Raw genomic sequence first — 18,347 nt, forward strand, 5'->3', positions numbered from 1 at the left:
AGCTGTGCAACTTGCCAACCGGTAAAGGAGGACGACGGAATGAATGAAGTCATTGTCTCCATGAAAAATATTACCAAGACATTTCCGGGGGTGAAGGCGCTCGATTCGGTGAATTTTGAGCTGCGCTCCGGCGAGGTCATGGCGCTTCTTGGAGAAAATGGCGCGGGAAAATCCACTCTGATGAAGATTTTAAGCGGTGTCTATACGAGAGACGGCGGCACGATGGAAATCTTCGGGAAGGAGTATGGAGACCTGACGCCAAAGCAGGCGCAGCAGGCGGGCGTGGCAATTATTCACCAGGAGCTGAATATGTGCCGTCACCTGTCCGTTACGGAGAACATGTTTCTTGGACGGGAGCTGCGGGGAAAGTTCTCGCTGGATAATGCAAAAATGGAAGAGGAAGCGAAACGGATTCTCGACGATTTAAAAATCAACATCGACCCGCGGCAGACGGTCGGCGACCTGCCGGTATCCAAGCAGCAGATGGTCGAGATCGCCAAAGCGCTTTCCGTAAATGCCAAAATACTGATTATGGACGAGCCGACCTCCGCGCTGACGGCAAGAGAGATAGAAGATCTGTTCCGCATCATCCGCAAGCTGAAAGCGGAGGGACACGGAATCGTATACATATCGCACCGCCTGGAGGAACTGGCGCACATCGTGGACCGTGTGACGATTATGCGCGACGGGCAGTATATTACGAGCGGAAACTTTGCCGACATGACGATGGACCAGATTATCGCGAACATGGTCGGACGCGAGATAAAAGAAAAATTCCCGCGTGTGGAGTGCAAGAAGGGAAAGAAAGTATTCGAGGTCAAAAACCTCAATGCCGGAAAGATGGTCCGGGACATTAACTTCTCCGTCTATGAGGGGGAAATCGTCGGCTTTGCCGGGCTGATGGGCGCAGGCAGAACCGAGACGACGCGCGCCATCTTCGGGGTAGACTCCAAAGAGAGCGGTGAGATTTACGTGGACGGCAAACAGGTAAAAATCAACTGTCCGATGGACGCGATTAAAAACGGCGTGGTGCTGGCGCCGGAGGACCGCAAAAAAGACGGGCTCTGCACAAAGCTCAGCATCCGTCAGAATCTGTCGCTCCCGAATCTGGACTGGGTATGCAATAAGCTCGGCATTATCAGCAGCAGCAAGGAAGAAGCGCTCTGTGAAAAAGCCGTGCAGGACCTGAAGATCAAGACGCCGAATGTGGAAATCGATTCCGGAAATCTCTCCGGCGGAAACCAGCAGAAGGTGGTAGTCGGGAAATGGCTTGCGCGGGATTCCAGGGTGGTCATCTTTGACGAGCCGACCAGAGGCATCGACGTCGGCGCGAAGGTCGAGATTTACAATCTGATGAACCAGCTCAAAAAACAGGGCATCGCCGTTATGTTTGTATCCTCGGAAATGCCGGAAGTCATGGGAATCGCCGACCGCATCATCGTCATGTGCGACGGCAGGATCACCGGCGAGGTGATGGCGAAGGAGACGACGCAGAACGAAATTCTGACGATGGCAACGACCTTTGAAAATAAGAAAATCGGCAGTAATTGATGGGAGGAGAAAAAACATGAATAACAAAAATCAAAGCCCGCTGAAAAAGCTTCTGGGCATCCGGGGCATGGGCGCCGCGCTGACAGCGTTCGCCGGTCTGATTATTATTTACATAGCATTTGGTCTGATAAATCCGGCGGTGTTTTCCGGGCAGAACATTTTAAACCTGCTCCGCTCCATGTCGAAATATCTGCTGATAGGTATCGCGCAGAGTTACATTCTGATTACCGGAAACATTGACCTTTCCATCGGTTCGATGGTCGGCATGAGCGCCATGATTTCCGCGACTCTGATGACGCACGGGGTACATCCGCTTTTTGCCATTCTGGTGGCTCTGCTGGCGTGTCTGGCAACCGGCGTTGTCAACGGCTATCTGGTAGGAAAGTTTAAGCTGCCGCCGTTTATCGCCACACTGGGAACCATGTTTGTTACCAGAGGCGTTGCCTACATGGTAAACAGCAACCGCAATACTGACGCAATCGCGACCGGCATCGGCAAGGAAGCGGCGGACAAATTCCAGAATTTCTTTTACTACGGAAAGACACTGGGCGTATACAATACCTTCTGGATTGCCATCCTGGTATTTATCCTGTTCTTCTTTATTCTTTCAAAGACAAGAACCGGACGCCATATTTACGCGATCGGTTCCAATATCGATGCGGCAAAGCTCTCCGGCGTAAACGTGGTGGGAACGACCACCAAGGCGTATCTGGTAAGCTCCGTGTGCTCCTGTCTGGTGGGATTGATTCTCTGCGCACAGGCGGGCATGGGAAATATGGAAGCGGGCAACATGTATGAAATGTACGGCGTTGCGGCAGGCGTTATCGGCGGCGTATCACCGCTGGGCGGCACCGGAATCCTGCTCGGAACTCTGGCGGGCGCGGCTGTATGGCAGACACTGGAAAACGGACTGAACATGATTGGCGCACAGGTCGGCATCCAGCGGCTTGTAATCGGTATCATCGTAGTCGGCGCGGTGCTTCTGGATGTTGTTGTCAGAAGCGGGCAGTTCGGCAAAAAGAAAAAAGGCTGAGAAACAGAACTAGACCGCAGATACTGCGGATAGGAAATAAAAAAACATTTATTTAAGGAGGATTTTAAAATGAAGAGAAGAATGTTGGCGGCACTTACTGCATCAATGCTGGCTGTTACGGCGCTTGGAATGGGCGCTTCCGCAGAGGGAGAGAAAATTGCACTGATTACGATGGATTCCATCGACCAGCACTGGATCACCATGAACGAGGGCGCGCAGAAAGCGGCAGAAGAACTCGGCGTAACGGTTGATTTCATGTCCCCGAATACCAAGGATGATTCCCAGCAGATTGAGTGCGTAAACAACGCGGTTGCAGGCGGCTACCAGGCAATCCTCGTGGCGGCAAACGGTCCGGATGCGATTTCTTCCGCACTCACAGAGGCGGCGGGCGCAGGCGTTAAGATTGTTTATGTTGACTCTCCGGCAAACGTAGAGGCAGAGGCGACCTTCTCCACCGACAACAAGGCGGCAGGTCAGACGGCAGGCGAGGAAATGCTCAAAGCCCTGGAGGAAAAGGGTGTTACCTCCGGCAAGATCGGTATCATCAATGTAAATGCGGCGACGGATTCCTGCGTAAACCGTGAGGAAGGTTTCCGCGCAGCATTTGAAGGCACAGAGTTCGAGCTGATGGAAACACAGTACGGCGAAGGCGACGCGGCGAAATCCCAGAGCATCGCTGAGAACTATATCACACAGGGCGTTGTTGGCATCTTCGGATGCAACGAAGGTTCCACGACCGGCGCAGGCAACGCAATCAAGGCTTCCGGCAATACCGATATCGTTGGCGTAGGCTTCGATAAATCCGACGCTATCCTGAATCTTATCCAGGACGGCTATCTGCTGGCTACAATGGCGCAGAACCCGGATGTAATGGGTTACGAAGGCGTTAAAGCGGCAGTTGCGGCAATCGGCGGCGAATCTCTCGGCGGCGAGGTTACAGACACGGGCGTATCCGTTCTGACAGCAGAGACCATAGAGACGGGCGATGCAGCGGAAGAGACCACAGAGGCAGCAACAGAGTAAATAAAATGCAGACAGGTCTGTTAGAGGGGACCGCCGGCTGACCACCGGCGGTTTTCTGCATACAAAACTTGTAAAGCAGCCGGCTTCATGGTATCATGAAAATAGTAAAAAGCGTGAGGAAAAAAACATGTTAAAGGTAGTAATTGCAGATGATGAGGAGCGGATATGCCGTCTGATTGAGGCGCTTGCCGACTGGCGGGCGCTGTCTATGGAGGTCGTCGGCACGGCGCACAATGGTCTGGAAGCCTGTGAAATGGTAGAGAAGACCTGCCCGGACATTCTCATTACCGACATCCGTATGCCGGGGTGCAGCGGTCTGGAGCTTATCGAAAAGGTAAAAAAGAGCGCAGAGCAGCTGGAAATCATCATTATCAGCGGCTATGCGCATTTTGAATATGCGCAGCAGGCGATAAAATTCGGCGTGGGCGATTATCTGCTGAAACCGATAAGCAAAGCGGAGCTGACGGCGACGCTGGAAAAGCTGCGGGACCGTATACTGCAGCGGCAGGCGTCCGAGCAGGACCGGCAGGAGCTGAAGCGCAAGGCGGAGCTGGATGTGCGCCGCCTGCGGGAGGAGCTGCTGGAGGCATTGTTTTTGCAGAAGGACACGGAGCTTTCCGCGCAGACGCTGCAGGAAATCTATGGAATGCAGGTACAGCCCGGACTTTTCCAGGCGTTCTGCCTGAAGCTGGACTGCGGGCTGCAGGAGCCGGGAGAGGGACAGACGGCGGTGCTGCTTGGAAAGGCGCGCGAGATACTGGAGCGGGTGCTGAAGGAAAAATGCGCGGGCTTCCTGCTGGGCGTGCGCGGTTTCTGGTGTCTGGGCATCCTGAATTATGAAAAGGCGCGCCAGGAGGAGATACGGCGTGCGCTGAAGGACTGTCTCAGTCAGATTGAAATGCAGAAAAGCCTGTTCGGCTCCGCTTCCTTTTCCATGTCGCTGGGCAGAGCTGTCCGGCAGCCGGAACAGCTTGCAGCTTCAATGAAGGAGGCTGCAGAGCTGATGCAGGAGCGAATCGTCAAGGGCACCGGCAGAGTGCTGGAGCACATGGGCGGACCGTCCGCGCTGAAGAGCAGCAATGTGATGGAGCGCTATCTGCGGGAGATCACGCAGGCGGTGGAGCTGCTGAGTGTGGAGCGGGCGGACGCGGCGGCAGAGCTTTTGAAGGCGGAGGTCCGCGGGACGAAGGATGTGCGCGGCTGCGAGATCGCGGAGCTGGTATCCTCCGCCTGCGATATTTTTTCCGCGCATGTGCAGATGCAGGAGCGCTCGCAGAAAATGGAAAAATTCCGTCAGCGCTGCGGACAGTGCCGGAATATGGAGGAGCTGTTTGCCTGTCTGCAGGATTTCCAGCGGCAGGAAATCGAAGCGATGCTCAGAAAGCGGGAAAATGACACCGTCCGTCCCATCCGCATTGCCAAAGAATATATCCAGAACCATTACAGCGAGCCGATTACGCTGGAAGAGGTGAGCAGTGCGGTGGGCTTAAGCACCGCTTATTTCAGCACGCTCTTTAAAAAGACAGAGGGCGGCGGCTTTGCAAAATATCTGATACAGGTGCGGATGGAGCAGGCAAAGAGCCTTCTGCGCGAGACAAATACGCCGGTGGCGGAAATCTGCCGGCAGGTGGGCTACAATGATATCAAGCATTTCACGCACACCTTTGAGAAAATGGTCGGCGTGAAGCCGGCAACCTACCGGAAGCTTTACGGATAGAGGAGATAAGCGATATGAAACAGCCGGGAAAACTGAAATATATTTCCAGCCGCGTGGTCTGTGTTGCGCTGGTCTATGCCGCGGTCGCGGCGGCGCTGGCGGCGGTGCAGCTATATCTGATGTGGAAGGAAAATCCGTCCCCTCTGCCGACGGTTCTGCTGCTGTGTGCGCTGGCGGCGGCGCTGGCGGTATCCTGGGTGTGGATCGTTCTGCCGTACCGCCGCTGTGAGAGGATGCTGCAGCGTCTGGCGGAGGGGTATCCGTTTTCGGACGCGAAGGATTTCGACGACGCCGCGCTCACGCCGGTCATGCATTCCCAGCTTTCACTGATAGAGCAGAGCGCCCGCTCCCCGCAGTTTATGGACCTTAATAAGCGGCAGGCACAGTATCTGGCGCTGCAGAATCAGATTAACCCGCATTTTCTCTACAACACGCTGGAGAGCATCCGCGGGGAAGCACTGATTGCCGGGCTGGACAGCGTCGCCGATATGACGGAGGCGCTGGCGAAGTTTTTCCGCTATACGATTACCAAGGTGGAAAATCTTGTCTCGGTGGAGGAGGAGCTGGACAACTGCGAGACGTATTTCGGAATCCAGAAGTACCGCTTCGGGGACCGGCTGCAGCTTCATATCGAGTATGAGCCGGAGGAGTGGTCGGAGATCATGAACTGCCGTATCCCGAAGCTGACGCTGCAGCCGATTCTGGAGAACAGCATCATTCACGGGACGGAGCTGAAAATCGGCACGGGCAATCTGTATATCTGCTTTGCGCGCACGCAGGACCGGCTTTTGATCCGCATTTCCGACGACGGGGTCGGCATGGATGAGGAGACGCTTACGAAGCTGAACCGCAAGCTGGGAAAGAGCGCCGGACCGCTTGCCTCGCAGGAGGAGGAAAAGCAGGGCGGCATCGCGCTGGTGAATGTGAACAACCGCATTCATCTGATTTTCGGCGATGAATACGGCATACATGTCTACTCTGTTCCGCAAAGCGGGACGGATGTGGAGATTACACTCCCGATTGTGACGAGCGACCGGGAAATCAGAAACCGGGATGTGTTAGGATGAAGCAGGAAATATTCCGGATGGAGCGGGTGACTTATCTGGAACAGGAGATTATGCTGCTGGAGGACTTTAACCTCCAGATTTACCGCGGGGAGATCATGGGGATGATACCGGTCAACGCGCACGGGATGACGGCGTTTTTAAAGCTTCTGCAGAACAATCTTCCGCTCTATGACGGCTACATTTATTACGGCGGGGAAAAGATCAATTCCTGGAAGGAATCGAAAAAGCAGACCAACCGCATCAGCATCATCGAGGGAAAAAGCCGCCTTGTGGAAAATATGACGGTGCTGGACAACATCTTTGTACTGCGGCAGAGCTTCGGACAGGAAATCGTGCGCACAAAGCTGCTGGGCAGGCAGCTTGCGCCCTTTTTTGCGGATATCGGTATCGATATTTCCGCGGACGCCCGCGTGGAGACGCTGTCGGAATTTGAGCGGGTGGTGGTTGAGCTTTTGCGGGCGGTCGTCATGGGACACCGCCTGATTGTGCTGAACGATATCGGCACGCTGATCAGCTTCGAGGAAATGAAAAAGCTGCACGAGATTCTGCGCCATTACGCTGCGCAGGGCTTTTCTTTTCTCTATATCTGCCCGCATTTTGAGGAGGTCGTCATGATATGCGACCGTTCCGCCATGCTTTCCAACGGGCGTATCCAGAAAATTGTGCGCAGGGAGGAAATGGCGGATGAGATTCTGCGGCTGTATCCGGCGGAGTATGACCGCATGGTGCGCAGCCATCTGGAAAGCCGCCAGAACGACAGGGAGAGGCACGCGGAGGTTCTGCGCACCGACGGGCTGTGCGGGGAATACGTCCGCGACTTTGGCTTTGTGGTTTCCGGCGGCGAATGTCTGGTCATCCAGATTCAGGAAAACCATATTTTCCAGGAGCTGGTGCAGATGATCACCGGGGAGAAGGAGCCGGAAGCGGGAGAGCTGTATCTTCTGGGAAAACCGGCAAAATTTTCCGGAAATGAAAAGCTTGCCGTGATACAGGAGCTGCCCACAAAAAGCATGGTGTTTCCCAAACTCAGCTACATGGAAAATCTGTGTATCTCTCTTTCCGGCAGGATGCCCTTCATCTGGCTTGGCAGAGGAATCCGCAGCAGCATCCGGCGGGAGTATGGTCCCATACTGGGGGAGGAGGTCTTTGACATGTCGGTGGAGGAGCTGAGCGAGAAGCAGAAATATCAGATGATCTACACGCGCGTGCTGCTGCAGAAGCCGCGAATCGTATTCTGTGTCCAGCCCTTTAAGGGGGCGGACCTGCCGCACCGCATGTTTGTCTGGAAAATGCTGGAAATTCTGCTGGCAAAAGGTATCTCCGTGGTCATCCTCACAATGATGCTCTCCGATTCCCTCTCGCTGGCGGACCGCCTGCTGGTGGTGAACGAGGACGGCAGCGAAAAAGAGGTCATGCGCCAGGATTTCGCCTCCATTTCGTCCGTTACGCCGTGGATTCATCTTTATAAGAAGTAAAAGCGGAAAAAACTTGACTTTTTATGCAGACGGAAACATAATAATACCAGAGTTGCAAAAACTGAAATTGAAGGAGAAATCACAATGGCAAATCCGATTGTAACAATTACTATGGAAAACGGAGACGTGATAAAAGCAGAGCTTTATCCGGAAGTGGCTCCGAACAGCGTAAACAATTTTATCAGTCTTATTAAGAAGGGCTTCTACGACGGGCTGATTTTCCACCGCGTCATCAATGGCTTTATGATTCAGGGCGGCTGTCCGGACGGTACCGGCATGGGCGGTCCGGGATACAGCATAAAGGGCGAGTTTTCCGCAAATCATTTTCAGAATGATTTAAAGCACACGGAGGGCGTGCTCTCAATGGCGCGCGCAATGAACCCCAACTCCGCGGGCTCCCAGTTCTTCATTATGCATAAAGCGGCCCCGCATCTGGACGGTTCCTATGCGGCGTTCGGAAAAGTGATCGAGGGCATGGACGTGGTAAACCGCATTGCGGAGGAGGACACCGATTACAGCGACCGCCCGCTTGACGAGCAGAAGATGAAAACGGTGACGGTGGAGACCTTCGACGTGGAATATCCGGAACCGGAGAAATGCTGATTTCCCTGCGGGAGATTGCAGACGAAGAGGCGTGCCGGGCGGCGCTTGCGGTGCCCATCCGGATGGAGGAGCACGCCGTTTATGTGACGCGCCTGCCGGAGGCGGCGCGCGCCCTGGCGAAGAAAAAGCTTCCGTGCATTTTTCTGGAGAGCGCAGGGCAGCGGGAATCCGTCTGGGGCGTCGACCTGGTTCTGATGGAGGAACCATCGTGTCCGCCAGAGGCGGACGATGCTCGGCGCGAAGCGAGGACAGAACAGGGCGGCACGGATGCAGGCGCTGACATTAATTTGAATGGAATGACTGGCAACGTGTGCACTTGTATGAGCTGGAGAACGGACGATATATGCGGGCAGGTTGCCCGGCATCTTGGTGATGAGGCGCTTATGCGTCTCTGGCAGCGCCACTACGGACTTCCGTGGACGATTGCGCAGACGGAGCGCCTCCTGATCCGCGAGTCGGTGATGGAGGATCTGCCGGCGTTTCTTTCCATGTACGGCGAAGAGGCGGACAATCCGGATGTCACGCCGTTTCCGGATAACCCGGAGGAAATTTTTTATTCTTATGTGAAGCATCAGTATCCGCTCTGCGGGTACGGTCTGTGGACGGTCGTCGAGCGAAAGTCCGGCGCAGTGGCCGGGCGTATCGGTGTGGAGGATGATGAGACGGGCGGATGGCAGATGGCGTATCTGATTGCCCGGCGGTTCCGCCGCCGCGGTTATGCAAAAGAAGCCGCTGCCGCCGTGCTTGCATATGCGCGGGACGTTCTGCAGCTTCCGCAGTTAAAGCTGCACACGTCGGCGGGCAATACCGCTTCGCAGAAGCTGGCTGCCGGTCTTGGGTTTTCCGGAAATTCTTATACTGTCCATTCCGATGATTGTGAACAGCGATGGGATTTTTTCACAATAGACTTGACAGACCGGTAAAAAACGTGTATGATTAAAAATCATATATTTCCTACTGAAAAAGTAGGAAAAACAAAAAAGGAGGATAACATTATGAAAAAACTGACAGCAGTCGCATTTGCGGCAACTCTGACACTTGCTCTGGCGGCACCGGCAGCAGCAGAAGAGGGAACCATCACGGTAGCGGCATCCCCGACACCGCACGCACAGATCCTGGAGGCAGCGGCGCCGCTTCTTGAGGAAAAAGGCTGGAAGCTGGATGTTGTGGAATTCACCGATTACGTACAGCCGAACCTTGTTGTGGACAGCGGCGAAATGGACGCAAACTATTTCCAGCACATTCCGTATCTGGAGAGCTTCAATGAGGAGCAGGGCACCTCTCTGGTGAACGCAGGCGGCATCCACTATGAGCCGTTCGGCATTTATCCGGGCACAAAGTCCAGCATCGAAGAGCTGGAGGAGGGCGATGTGATCGCGGTTCCGAATGATACCACCAACGAGGCGAGAGCGCTTCTTCTCCTGCAGGACAACGGTCTGATCAAACTTGCAGACGGTGCAGGTCTTACCGCAACCGTAAATGATATCGAAGAGAATTCGCTGAATCTGGAGATCCTGGAGCTGGAGGCGGCGCAGGTTTCCAAATACACCGCAGAGGCAGCGCTTGTCGTTCTGAACGGCAACTATGCGCTGGATGCAGGTTTCTCCGTAGGCAAGGATGCGATCGCTTATGAGTCTTCTGATTCTGAGGCTGCAAAGACCTATGTAAATGTTATCGCAGTAAAAGAGGGCAACGAAAACAACGAAGGCATCAAGGCTCTGGTAGAGGTGCTGAAATCTGACGAAATCAAAGATTACATCAACGAGACCTTTGACGGCGCCGTAATTCCGTTTGAAGACGAGGCGGCGGATGCGGCGGAGGATGCGCAGGCAGCGGCAGACGAGGCAGCATCCGAGGCAGCGGAAGCAGAAACTGAGACAGAAGCTGAGTAGGAAGCGATGTTACTGTGAACGACGTGAACAGTAACGCGGCGACGCTATCATAACAGGCAGAAGATGATTTATGGGGCTGAGCAGGAATTCTATCTTGCATCAGCCCCGTTTTTGCGCTATACTCAAACATATTTGTGGAATGCGCAGCAATCCGGTATCATGGGGAGAGGGATGGAGGAACATATGGAACCGATTATCAAAATCGAACATCTGGAAAAAGAATTTAAGCTGAAGGAGATGGACGTTCACGCTCTGCGGGACGTCAGCCTGGATATCTATAAAGGCGACATTTACGGCATCATCGGCATGTCCGGCGCGGGAAAGAGCACGCTTGTGCGGTGTTTAAATTTCCTGGAGCGTCCGACAGCCGGGACGGTGACGGTAAATGGAAAAGATCTTGCAAAGCTCTCAGAAAAAGAACTGCGTGAGGCGCGCAAGGATATCGGAATGATCTTCCAGCATTTCAATCTGCTCATGCAGCGCAGCGTCATTGATAATGTCTGCTTTCCGCTGGAGATCGCCGGGATGAGCAGGGCGCAGGCGCGCAAAAAGGCGATGGAGTATCTGGAAATCGTCGGTCTTGCGGAAAAGGCGAAGGCATACCCGGTGCAGCTTTCCGGCGGACAGAAGCAGCGTGTGGCGATCGCCCGCGTGCTCGCCTCTGATCCGAAGATTTTGCTCTGCGACGAGGCGACCAGCGCGCTCGACCCGCAGACTACAAAATCTATTCTGCAGCTTTTGAAGGAGATCAATCAGAAGTACGGAATTACGATCGTTGTCATCACGCATGAGATGGCGGTCGTACAGGAAATCTGTACGCACGTCGCTATCATCGATCAGGGAAATCTGGCGGAGCACGGCACAGTGGAGGAAATTTTCCTCGCTCCGAAATCGCGCGAGGCGAAGCGCCTGATCTACCAGGGCTATGAGAAGGTAGCGGAGATGAAGGGCAAACGCTGCGTGCGCATTGTATTCTCGGAAAATTCGTCCTTCGAGCCGGTGATCGGTAATATGGTGCTGGCGTTTAAGTCGCCGGTGAATATTCTCTATGCCAACACAAGGGACCTGGACGGCGTGGCAAAGGGCGAGATGGTTCTGCAGCTTCCGGAGGACGAGGAGCTTGGGCGCAAGATGATCGCATATTTAAAGAGCGCAAGATTAACGGTGGAGGAGCTGGAAGGTTATGTTGACTGAAAAAGAAATTATGATGATTGTTGAAGGAATCGGCGGAACACTCTGGATGGTGCTGGCTTCCGTATTTTTCGGCTATCTGATCGGACTGCCGATGGGGATCGCACTGACGGTCACGGGCAGGGACGGCATTCGCCCGAATGCGGCTGTATATAAGGTCCTGGATGTGATCTCAAATATTTTCCGCAGCATCCCGTTCCTGATCCTGCTGATCCTTGTGCAGCCGTTCACAAGATTTCTGCTCGGAAAGAGCTACGGAGCGACGGCAACCATCGTTCCGCTGACGATCGCAGCAGGACCGTACATCGCAAGAATGGTGGAATCATCCTTAAAAGAGGTGGATCACGGTGTGATCGAGGCGGCGCAGAGCATGGGCGCGAGCACCTGGACGATTATTTTCAAGGTGCTGCTGACAGAGGCGCGCACCTCGCTGATCGTCAACGCTACCATCGCCACAAATACGATCCTGGGATACTCCGCGATGGCGGGCGCCTGCGGAGGCGGCGGACTTGGAGACATTGCCGTCCGTTACGGCTACAACCGCTGGAGACCGAACATCCTTCTTATCACAGTTGTGCTCCTGGTCGTGCTGGCGCAGGTATTCCAGATGGTCGGAATGTCTATTTCAAGAGCAGTCGACCGCAGACGGGTGGAGTAAAGGAAGCATGGAAAAGCCTGTGCCGCACACTGTCATGCCTGCCCGTGCAGGCATAACTACATATGAAAGAGAGAAGAAAAAGTGAAGAGAGCAAGTGGAATTTTACTGCCGGTGAGCAGTATCCCGTCCCCCTACGGGATTGGAATGTTTTCGAAAAGTGCCTATGATTTTATTGATTTTCTTGTGGAGGCGGGGCAGACCTACTGGCAGATCCTGCCGCTGGGACCGACCAGCTACGGGGATTCCCCCTACCAGTCGTTTTCCACGTTTGCGGGAAATCCTTATTTTATCGATCTGGAGGCGCTGATTGAGGAGGGAGTTCTTACAAAAGCGGAATGCAGAAAGGCGGACTGCGGGCAGGAGCCGGGCTATGTCGATTACGGTCAGCTCTACGACAAACGTCTCGCGCTGCTGAGAAAGGCGTATGAGCGCAGTGAGATCGGCAAGGACGCGGATTTCCTGAAATTTGTGGATGAAAATCAATCATGGCTGAAAGACTATGCATTATTCATGGCAGTGAAAAAGTGCTTTGACGGTGCTTCCTGGCTGGAATGGGCGGAGGATATCCGTCTGCGCTGGGGAAATGCTCTGGACTATTATTACAGGGAATATGCGGAAGAGATCGAATTTTATGAGTATCTTCAGTATAAATTCATGCAGCACTGGAAAAAACTGAAAAAATACGCCAACGAGCAGGGCATCCGCATCATCGGGGATATTCCGATCTATGTGGCGCTGGACAGCGCTGATGTGTGGGCGCATCCGGGACTGTTTCAGATGGATGAGACCGGCAAGCCGAAGGCAGTGGCAGGCTGTCCGCCCGATGCATTCTCCGAGACGGGACAGCTCTGGGGCAATCCGCTGTACCGCTGGGATGTACACAAAAACCAGGAATATGACTGGTGGACGCGCCGCATGAAGCACTGCTATGAGCTTTATGACGTAGTGCGCATCGATCATTTCAGAGGCTTTGACGAATACTTTTCCATCCCATACGGCGACAAGGACGCCACCGGCGGCAAGTGGGAGAAGGGACCGGGCATGGATCTGTTCCGCACGCTGGAGAGGAAGCTGGGCAAAAAGGACGTCATTGCGGAGGACCTTGGGCTCATGACGGATTCCGTGCGTAAGCTGGTGAAGGACAGCGGCTATCCAAATATGAAGGTGCTCGGCTTCGCGTTTGATGCCGACGGGCTCAGCGATCATCTGCCCCACAACTACGACAAAAACTGTGTGGTATACACCGGTACGCACGACAATGAGACGCTGATGCAGTGGTACGACGGCCTGAAGGGCAAGGAGCTTGCCTTTGTGCAGGATTACATGAACAATAAACGCACGCCGCGCGAGGAGGTCCGCTGGGATTTCATCCGCCTTGCGATGCTGAGCGTTGCAGATACCTGTATCATCCCGATGCAGGATTATCTGGGGCTGGGAAAAGAAGCGCGCATGAATTTTCCGTCCACGCTGGGGGAAAACTGGAAGTGGCGTCTGAAAAAGGGCGATATCACAAAAGCGCTGACAAAGGAAATTTATCACATAACAAAACTGAGCTGCAGGTTATGATGCCGGCGATACTCGTCTGGCACCGACCGGAGCAAAACGCAGACGCGCAGCACGGAATACTTTGCAGGCATTATTGTTTTGCAGGCGGCAGCAGAAGGGAATAAAGACGGAAAATGGGAATTATCGAGGCAAAAAAGCTTTCGCATGATTATCAGAAAATCGGGGAGGATGGCAGTGTGGAATCCGTCTACCGGGCGGTGGACGGCGTAGACCTGGATGTGGCTCCGGGGCAGTTTATTGCCATCTTAGGGCATAACGGCTCCGGAAAATCCACTCTGGCAAAGCATTTAAACGCTATCCTTCTGCCGAGCGAGGGCACGGTTTACGTGGATGGCATGGATACGAAGGATATGGACAAGCTGGAAGAAATCCGTCAGACGGCGGGCATGGTATTCCAGAATCCGGACAACCAGATCATTGGCACCGTGGTGGACGAGGACGTTGCCTTCGGACCGGAAAACATGGGAGTTCCCACGGAGGAAATCGTAAAGCGTGTGGAAAACAGTCTGAAAACGGTCGGCATGTGGGAGTACCGCAGCCATTCGCCGAACCGTCTCTCCGGCGGACAGAAGCAGCGCGTGGCGATCGCCGGCGTGGTGGCGATGGAGCCGAAATGCATCGTGCTGGACGAACCGACCGCCATGCTTGACCCGGTCGGGCGCAAAGAGGTCATCCGGGCGGCGCAGAAGCTTAACCGGGAAAAGGGTATCACCATCATTCTGATTACCCACTATATGGAAGAGGTGGTCGAGGCGGATCGCGTAATCGTGATGGACCAGGGAAAGATTCTGATGCAGGGCACGCCGCGCGAGGTATTTTCCAGAGTGGAGGAGCTGAAAGAGCACCGGCTGGATGTGCCGCAGGTGACTATGCTTGCGCATGAGCTGCGAAAGGACGGTCTGGACCTTCCGGAGGGAATTCTGACTATCCGGGAATTCGCGGACGTACTGGGAAAGGCGGGGCAGGAATGTCAATAAAGATAGAGCACTTAAATTATATATACAGCCAGGGAACCGCCTACGAAAAACAGGCGCTCACCGACATCAACCTGGAGCTGCCCGCCGGGCAGTTTGCTGGTATCATCGGGCATACCGGCTCCGGGAAATCGACGCTGATCCAGCATCTGAACGGGCTGGTGCGGGCGACGAGCGGCACGATATACTACAACGGCGAAAATATTTATGCAGAGGGCTACTCCATGAAGACGCTGCGCAGCAAGGTCGGACTGGTGTTCCAGTATCCGGAATATCAGCTCTTTGAGGTGGACGTATTTACCGACGTGTGTTTTGGGCCAAAGAACCTCGGTCTGCCAAAGGACGAGGTGGAGGCGCGCGCTTATGAGGCGCTGCGGCAGGTGGGTCTGAAAGAAAAATATTACAAAAAATCGCCCTTTGAGCTGTCGGGCGGACAGAAGCGGCGCGCGGCGATTGCCGGAATCCTGGCAATGCAGCCGGAGGTGCTGATTCTCGATGAGCCCACGGCGGGACTGGACCCGCGCGGGCGGGACAACATCCTCGACCAGATTGCGCTGCTGCATGAGGAGCGTAAAATTACAGTCATACTCGTTTCACACAGTATGGAGGATATTGCGAAATATGTGGAGCGCATCATCGTTATGCAAAAAGGGCATGTGCGCTTCGACGATAAGCCGCGGCAGGTGTTTGAGCATTATAAGGAGCTGGAGCAGATAGGTCTGGCGGCGCCGCAGGTAACGTACCTGATGCAGGAGCTGAAGGCGCGCGGGATGCAGGTGGACACCGGCGCAATGACGATTGAGGAAGCGCGCGCGTCTATTCTGGCGTGCATGGGGCAGGTGAAGCAATGATAAGAGATATTACAATCGGACAATATTATCCGGCGGATTCGGTCATCCACCGCCTGGACCCGCGCACAAAGCTGGTGGGCACGCTGGTATTTATTTTTTCCCTGTTTCTGTTCCGCTCCTTTGCGGCGTATGTGGTGGCGACCATCTGTCTGGCGTGTGTGATAAAGGCGTCGAAGGTGCCCTTTAAGTTCATGGTGAAGGGCCTGAAGGCGATTATGATTCTGCTGATGATCACGGTGGTATTCAACATGATCCTGACGCCGGGCGAGCCGCTCATCCGCATCTGGAAGCTGACCATCACGCGGGAGGGCGTACAGCAGGCGGTCTTTATGGCGATTCGTCTGACGTATCTTATCATCGGCTCCTCGGTGATGACGCTCACCACCACGCCGAACCAGCTCACGGACGGCATGGAAAAGGGGCTGCGTCCCTTAAATAAGCTGCATGTTCCGGTGCATGAGGTGGCGATGATGATGTCGATCGCGCTGCGTTTTATCCCGATCCTTCTGGAGGAGACGGATAAGATTATGAAGGCGCAGATGGCGAGAGGCGCAGATTTTGAGAGCGGCGGTCTTATCCAGAAGGCGAAAAGCATGGTGCCGCTGCTGGTGCCGCTGTTTATCTCGGCGTTCCGCCGTGCCAACGACCTGGCGATGGCGATGGAGGCGCGCGGCTATCACGGCGGGGATGGGCGCACAAAAATGAAGCCGCTGAAATACCAGAAGCGCGACCGCATAGCTTATCTGGCGATGGTGCTGTATCTTCTGGCAATGTACGCGGCAAAGAGAATCGCAGGGTTTTAGGGCATGAAAAGGGTAAAACTGATTGTTGCGTACGACGGCACCAATTACAGCGGCTGGCAGATTCAGCCAAACGCCGTCACGATAGAGAGTATGCTGAATCTGCACCTGTCAGAGCTCCTTGGCGAGCCCATCCGGGTAATTGGGGCGAGCCGGACGGACGCAGGGGTCCATGCGCTCGGAAACGTGGCGGTGTTTGATACATCGGCGAGGATGCCGGCGGAGAAGATTTCCTACGCGATGAATACAAGACTGCCGCAGGACATCCGCATCCAGGATTCCTGCGAGGTGGCGGCTGATTTCCATCCGCGCTTTTGCAAAACCATCAAAACCTACGAGTACCGCATCTTAAACCGCCGTTTCCCCGACCCGACCAGGCGGCTGTATTCGCTGTTTTACTACTATCCGCTGGACGTGGAAAACATGCGCCGGGCGCTCGCATATCTGGTGGGAGAGCACGATTTTAAGAGCCTGTGCACCCATAAAGAAGAGGTGGAAAACACGGTACGCACCATTTATGAGGCGGATATCCAGAAGGATGGCGACATGATTTCCATCCGCATCAGCGGGAATGGCTTTCTGTACAACATGGTGCGCATCATCGTGGGAACCCTCCTGCGCGTCGGCAGCGGCTACTACCCGCCCGAATACATGCAGGAGCTGCTGGCAGCCAAAAACCGCCAGGCGGCAGGCGAAACAGCGCCGCCCCAGGGGCTGACGCTGCTCGAAATCAGGTATTTGTAGTGCAATTTGAAAGGCATGGGAAATTACTGCAAGGGCATGGAAAGCTGCGTGAATGAATTTTGGCGAAATCCGGTGCCATATTTCCAGCGTAAGACGATAGGCAGATTTTTGAAAGCTTTGCGAGCATAGCGACAGCAATTTTGTCCGACCGGTTTTTATGGAGGCAAAATTGCTGTCAATCAGCGGCGCAGCAAAGCTCAAAAATCAACGTGTCTGCGCTGGAACATATGGCAGCCGGATTTCACTCAGAATCCCTGCGCAGCTTTCCGTGCACCTTTCATAATTTCCCGTGCCTTTTTTCTGTGCTGCGTGACGCAGCTAATGTATCCCTTTCTCCGACAACTGAAAATCTGCAAATGCGATGATGGTTTCCTGGATTCCGGGGTCGAGCAGACCAAAATTCTGAAAAAACCATTCGGCGGCATGTTTTCTGTGCCGGGGCGTTTCCGCATAATCAGAGCGTATCAGATATTCCACGGGGACGCCGTAGAAATCGGCGATAAGCAGAAGCGTTTCAAAAGACGGGATACGTTTATCATTCTCATAATTGGAATAAGCCGCGCGCTCAATGTGGAGCAGGGCGCTGACCTCTGCCTGTGTCAGATGCCGCCTCTCCCGCAGGGCGCGCAGCTTTTTTCCCAGACTGTTGTTTTTCATAACTACTTCTCCCTTTCCCGCAGACCAGACCGGTATCCGTAAGCAGACTGCCGCCTGGTTTTCCGGGATGCTTATAGTTTTACGGTGCTCAGATAGCTGTTGTGATATCTTCCGTCAAAGGTCACGTCCTCGCCGAACCATGCCGGCGGCACAAAGGCATTTGCCTGCTCCTCGCTGGGAAATTCCACCTCGGCAAGCATAAGCGGGGCAAACGGAGCGTCGAAAATATCAAGCTCAATCTTCAGACCGTTTTCAATCGGGATAACATAGCGCTTTTTGGAGATAAAGTTTCCGTCAGTCTTTTCCTTTAAATGCAGATAGGCGGTCTCGTTCAGCGGCAGGTTATATTCCTCGCGGCTCATCATGCCGCTGCCCTTCCAGGTGAAGATATAATCATTATCCTGCCTGCGGATGCGCATGACCGGTTCTGTGCACAGATAACCCTGCTCGATGATATGACAGGGATACGTATCCAGATTCTGCGGCAGCTCCTTTATCAGAAACTTTCTTTCGATTTCCATAAAATCCTCCTTTGTAATATGATG

18 protein-coding genes are annotated in these 18,347 nt (G+C 54.2%); 16 read left to right on the top strand and 2 right to left on the bottom strand.

Annotated features, from left to right (window positions below):
- Positions 1-39: 39 nt before the first annotated feature.
- The 16 genes from NQ534_RS13025 to truA all read left to right on the top strand — a co-directional run bounded on the left by NQ534_RS13025 (position 40) and on the right by truA (position 17,145).
- Positions 40-1,551, top strand: coding sequence for a sugar ABC transporter ATP-binding protein (locus tag NQ534_RS13025; RefSeq protein ID WP_040785182.1), 1,512 nt, complete (start codon positions 40-42; stop codon positions 1,549-1,551).
- A gap of 16 nt (positions 1,552-1,567) precedes the next feature.
- On the top strand, positions 1,568-2,584 hold the full coding sequence (locus tag NQ534_RS13030) for an ABC transporter permease (RefSeq protein ID WP_006864130.1): 1,017 nt from the start codon (positions 1,568-1,570) through the stop codon (positions 2,582-2,584).
- 69 nt (positions 2,585-2,653) lie between these two features.
- Positions 2,654-3,607, top strand: coding sequence for an ABC transporter substrate-binding protein (locus tag NQ534_RS13035; protein WP_006864131.1), 954 nt, complete (start codon positions 2,654-2,656; stop codon positions 3,605-3,607).
- 127 nt (positions 3,608-3,734) lie between these two features.
- Complete coding sequence (locus NQ534_RS13040) at positions 3,735-5,324, top strand: response regulator transcription factor (protein WP_006864132.1); 1,590 nt, start codon at positions 3,735-3,737, stop codon at positions 5,322-5,324.
- A 14-nt stretch (positions 5,325-5,338) separates the two neighbouring features.
- Positions 5,339-6,391, top strand: a complete 1,053-nt coding sequence (locus NQ534_RS13045; RefSeq protein WP_006864133.1) for a sensor histidine kinase — start codon at positions 5,339-5,341, stop codon at positions 6,389-6,391.
- Positions 6,388-7,866 carry an ATP-binding cassette domain-containing protein gene (locus NQ534_RS13050; protein WP_006864134.1) on the top strand — a complete coding sequence of 493 codons (1,479 nt, stop codon included), beginning with the start codon at positions 6,388-6,390 and terminating at the stop codon, positions 7,864-7,866. The genes NQ534_RS13045 and NQ534_RS13050 overlap by 4 nt, the downstream gene beginning before the upstream one ends.
- An 84-nt stretch (positions 7,867-7,950) precedes the next feature.
- Positions 7,951-8,469 carry a peptidylprolyl isomerase gene (locus NQ534_RS13055; RefSeq protein ID WP_006864135.1) on the top strand — a complete coding sequence of 173 codons (519 nt, stop codon included), beginning with the start codon at positions 7,951-7,953 and terminating at the stop codon, positions 8,467-8,469.
- On the top strand, positions 8,463-9,392 hold the full coding sequence (locus NQ534_RS13060; RefSeq protein WP_006864136.1) for a GNAT family N-acetyltransferase: 930 nt from the start codon (positions 8,463-8,465) through the stop codon (positions 9,390-9,392). The genes NQ534_RS13055 and NQ534_RS13060 overlap by 7 nt, the downstream gene beginning before the upstream one ends.
- Positions 9,393-9,464: 72 nt before the next feature.
- Entirely contained in the window at positions 9,465-10,361 is an 897-nt protein-coding gene (locus tag NQ534_RS13065) for a MetQ/NlpA family ABC transporter substrate-binding protein (protein WP_040785185.1), read from the top strand.
- Between the two features lie 183 nt (positions 10,362-10,544).
- Positions 10,545-11,555 (top strand): methionine ABC transporter ATP-binding protein, encoded by a 1,011-nt coding sequence (locus NQ534_RS13070; protein ID WP_040785220.1) that lies wholly within the window; start codon positions 10,545-10,547, stop codon positions 11,553-11,555.
- The gene (locus NQ534_RS13075) at positions 11,545-12,210 is read left to right on the top strand and encodes a methionine ABC transporter permease (RefSeq protein WP_006864139.1); all 666 of its coding nucleotides are present in this window, start codon (positions 11,545-11,547) and stop codon (positions 12,208-12,210) included. The genes NQ534_RS13070 and NQ534_RS13075 overlap by 11 nt, the downstream gene beginning before the upstream one ends.
- Positions 12,211-12,291: 81 nt before the next feature.
- Positions 12,292-13,776 (top strand): 4-alpha-glucanotransferase, encoded by a 1,485-nt coding sequence (malQ, locus tag NQ534_RS13080; RefSeq protein WP_040785188.1) that lies wholly within the window; start codon positions 12,292-12,294, stop codon positions 13,774-13,776.
- Between the two features lie 113 nt (positions 13,777-13,889).
- Complete coding sequence (locus NQ534_RS13085; protein ID WP_006864141.1) at positions 13,890-14,753, top strand: energy-coupling factor transporter ATPase; 864 nt, start codon at positions 13,890-13,892, stop codon at positions 14,751-14,753.
- Positions 14,744-15,601, top strand: coding sequence for an energy-coupling factor transporter ATPase (locus NQ534_RS13090; RefSeq protein ID WP_006864142.1), 858 nt, complete (start codon positions 14,744-14,746; stop codon positions 15,599-15,601). Before NQ534_RS13085 ends, NQ534_RS13090 begins: the two co-directional genes overlap by 10 nt.
- The gene (locus NQ534_RS13095; RefSeq protein ID WP_006864143.1) at positions 15,598-16,404 is read left to right on the top strand and encodes an energy-coupling factor transporter transmembrane component T family protein; all 807 of its coding nucleotides are present in this window, start codon (positions 15,598-15,600) and stop codon (positions 16,402-16,404) included. Before NQ534_RS13090 ends, NQ534_RS13095 begins: the two co-directional genes overlap by 4 nt.
- A gap of 3 nt (positions 16,405-16,407) precedes the next feature.
- Positions 16,408-17,145 carry a tRNA pseudouridine(38-40) synthase TruA gene (gene truA, locus NQ534_RS13100; RefSeq protein ID WP_006864144.1) on the top strand — a complete coding sequence of 246 codons (738 nt, stop codon included), beginning with the start codon at positions 16,408-16,410 and terminating at the stop codon, positions 17,143-17,145.
- A gap of 318 nt (positions 17,146-17,463) precedes the next feature.
- Here the strand turns inward: truA and NQ534_RS13105 are convergent, their stop codons facing one another.
- Both NQ534_RS13105 and NQ534_RS13110 read right to left on the bottom strand, forming a co-directional pair.
- Entirely contained in the window at positions 17,464-17,802 is a 339-nt protein-coding gene (locus tag NQ534_RS13105) for a helix-turn-helix domain-containing protein (RefSeq protein ID WP_006864146.1), read from the bottom strand.
- 71 nt (positions 17,803-17,873) lie between these two features.
- The gene (locus NQ534_RS13110) at positions 17,874-18,323 is read right to left on the bottom strand and encodes a CYTH domain-containing protein (RefSeq protein WP_040785224.1); all 450 of its coding nucleotides are present in this window, start codon (positions 18,321-18,323) and stop codon (positions 17,874-17,876) included.
- Positions 18,324-18,347 lie beyond the last annotated feature (24 nt).

It is taken from the genome of Marvinbryantia formatexigens DSM 14469 (assembly GCF_025148285.1).
GTDB lineage: Bacteria > Bacillota > Clostridia > Lachnospirales > Lachnospiraceae > Marvinbryantia > Marvinbryantia formatexigens.

Bases quoted from the DNA above. Each gene is read 5' to 3' on its own strand.
- NQ534_RS13085 (WP_006864141.1), top strand. From the start codon at position 13,890: ATGGGAATTATCGAGGCAAAAAAGCTTTCGCATGATTATCAGAAAATC.
- NQ534_RS13025 (WP_040785182.1), top strand. From the start codon at position 40: ATGAATGAAGTCATTGTCTCCATGAAAAATATTACCAAGACATTTCCG.
- NQ534_RS13075 (WP_006864139.1), top strand. From the start codon at position 11,545: ATGTTGACTGAAAAAGAAATTATGATGATTGTTGAAGGAATCGGCGGA.
- NQ534_RS13050 (WP_006864134.1), top strand. From the start codon at position 6,388: ATGAAGCAGGAAATATTCCGGATGGAGCGGGTGACTTATCTGGAACAG.
- NQ534_RS13105 (WP_006864146.1), bottom strand. From the start codon at position 17,802: ATGAAAAACAACAGTCTGGGAAAAAAGCTGCGCGCCCTGCGGGAGAGG.
- NQ534_RS13035 (WP_006864131.1), top strand. From the start codon at position 2,654: ATGAAGAGAAGAATGTTGGCGGCACTTACTGCATCAATGCTGGCTGTT.
- NQ534_RS13070 (WP_040785220.1), top strand. From the start codon at position 10,545: ATGGAACCGATTATCAAAATCGAACATCTGGAAAAAGAATTTAAGCTG.
- NQ534_RS13060 (WP_006864136.1), top strand. From the start codon at position 8,463: ATGCTGATTTCCCTGCGGGAGATTGCAGACGAAGAGGCGTGCCGGGCG.
- NQ534_RS13065 (WP_040785185.1), top strand. From the start codon at position 9,465: ATGAAAAAACTGACAGCAGTCGCATTTGCGGCAACTCTGACACTTGCT.
- NQ534_RS13090 (WP_006864142.1), top strand. From the start codon at position 14,744: ATGTCAATAAAGATAGAGCACTTAAATTATATATACAGCCAGGGAACC.
- NQ534_RS13095 (WP_006864143.1), top strand. From the start codon at position 15,598: ATGATAAGAGATATTACAATCGGACAATATTATCCGGCGGATTCGGTC.
- NQ534_RS13110 (WP_040785224.1), bottom strand. From the start codon at position 18,323: ATGGAAATCGAAAGAAAGTTTCTGATAAAGGAGCTGCCGCAGAATCTG.
- NQ534_RS13040 (WP_006864132.1), top strand. From the start codon at position 3,735: ATGTTAAAGGTAGTAATTGCAGATGATGAGGAGCGGATATGCCGTCTG.
- NQ534_RS13055 (WP_006864135.1), top strand. From the start codon at position 7,951: ATGGCAAATCCGATTGTAACAATTACTATGGAAAACGGAGACGTGATA.
- truA (WP_006864144.1), top strand. From the start codon at position 16,408: ATGAAAAGGGTAAAACTGATTGTTGCGTACGACGGCACCAATTACAGC.
- NQ534_RS13030 (WP_006864130.1), top strand. From the start codon at position 1,568: ATGAATAACAAAAATCAAAGCCCGCTGAAAAAGCTTCTGGGCATCCGG.
- NQ534_RS13045 (WP_006864133.1), top strand. From the start codon at position 5,339: ATGAAACAGCCGGGAAAACTGAAATATATTTCCAGCCGCGTGGTCTGT.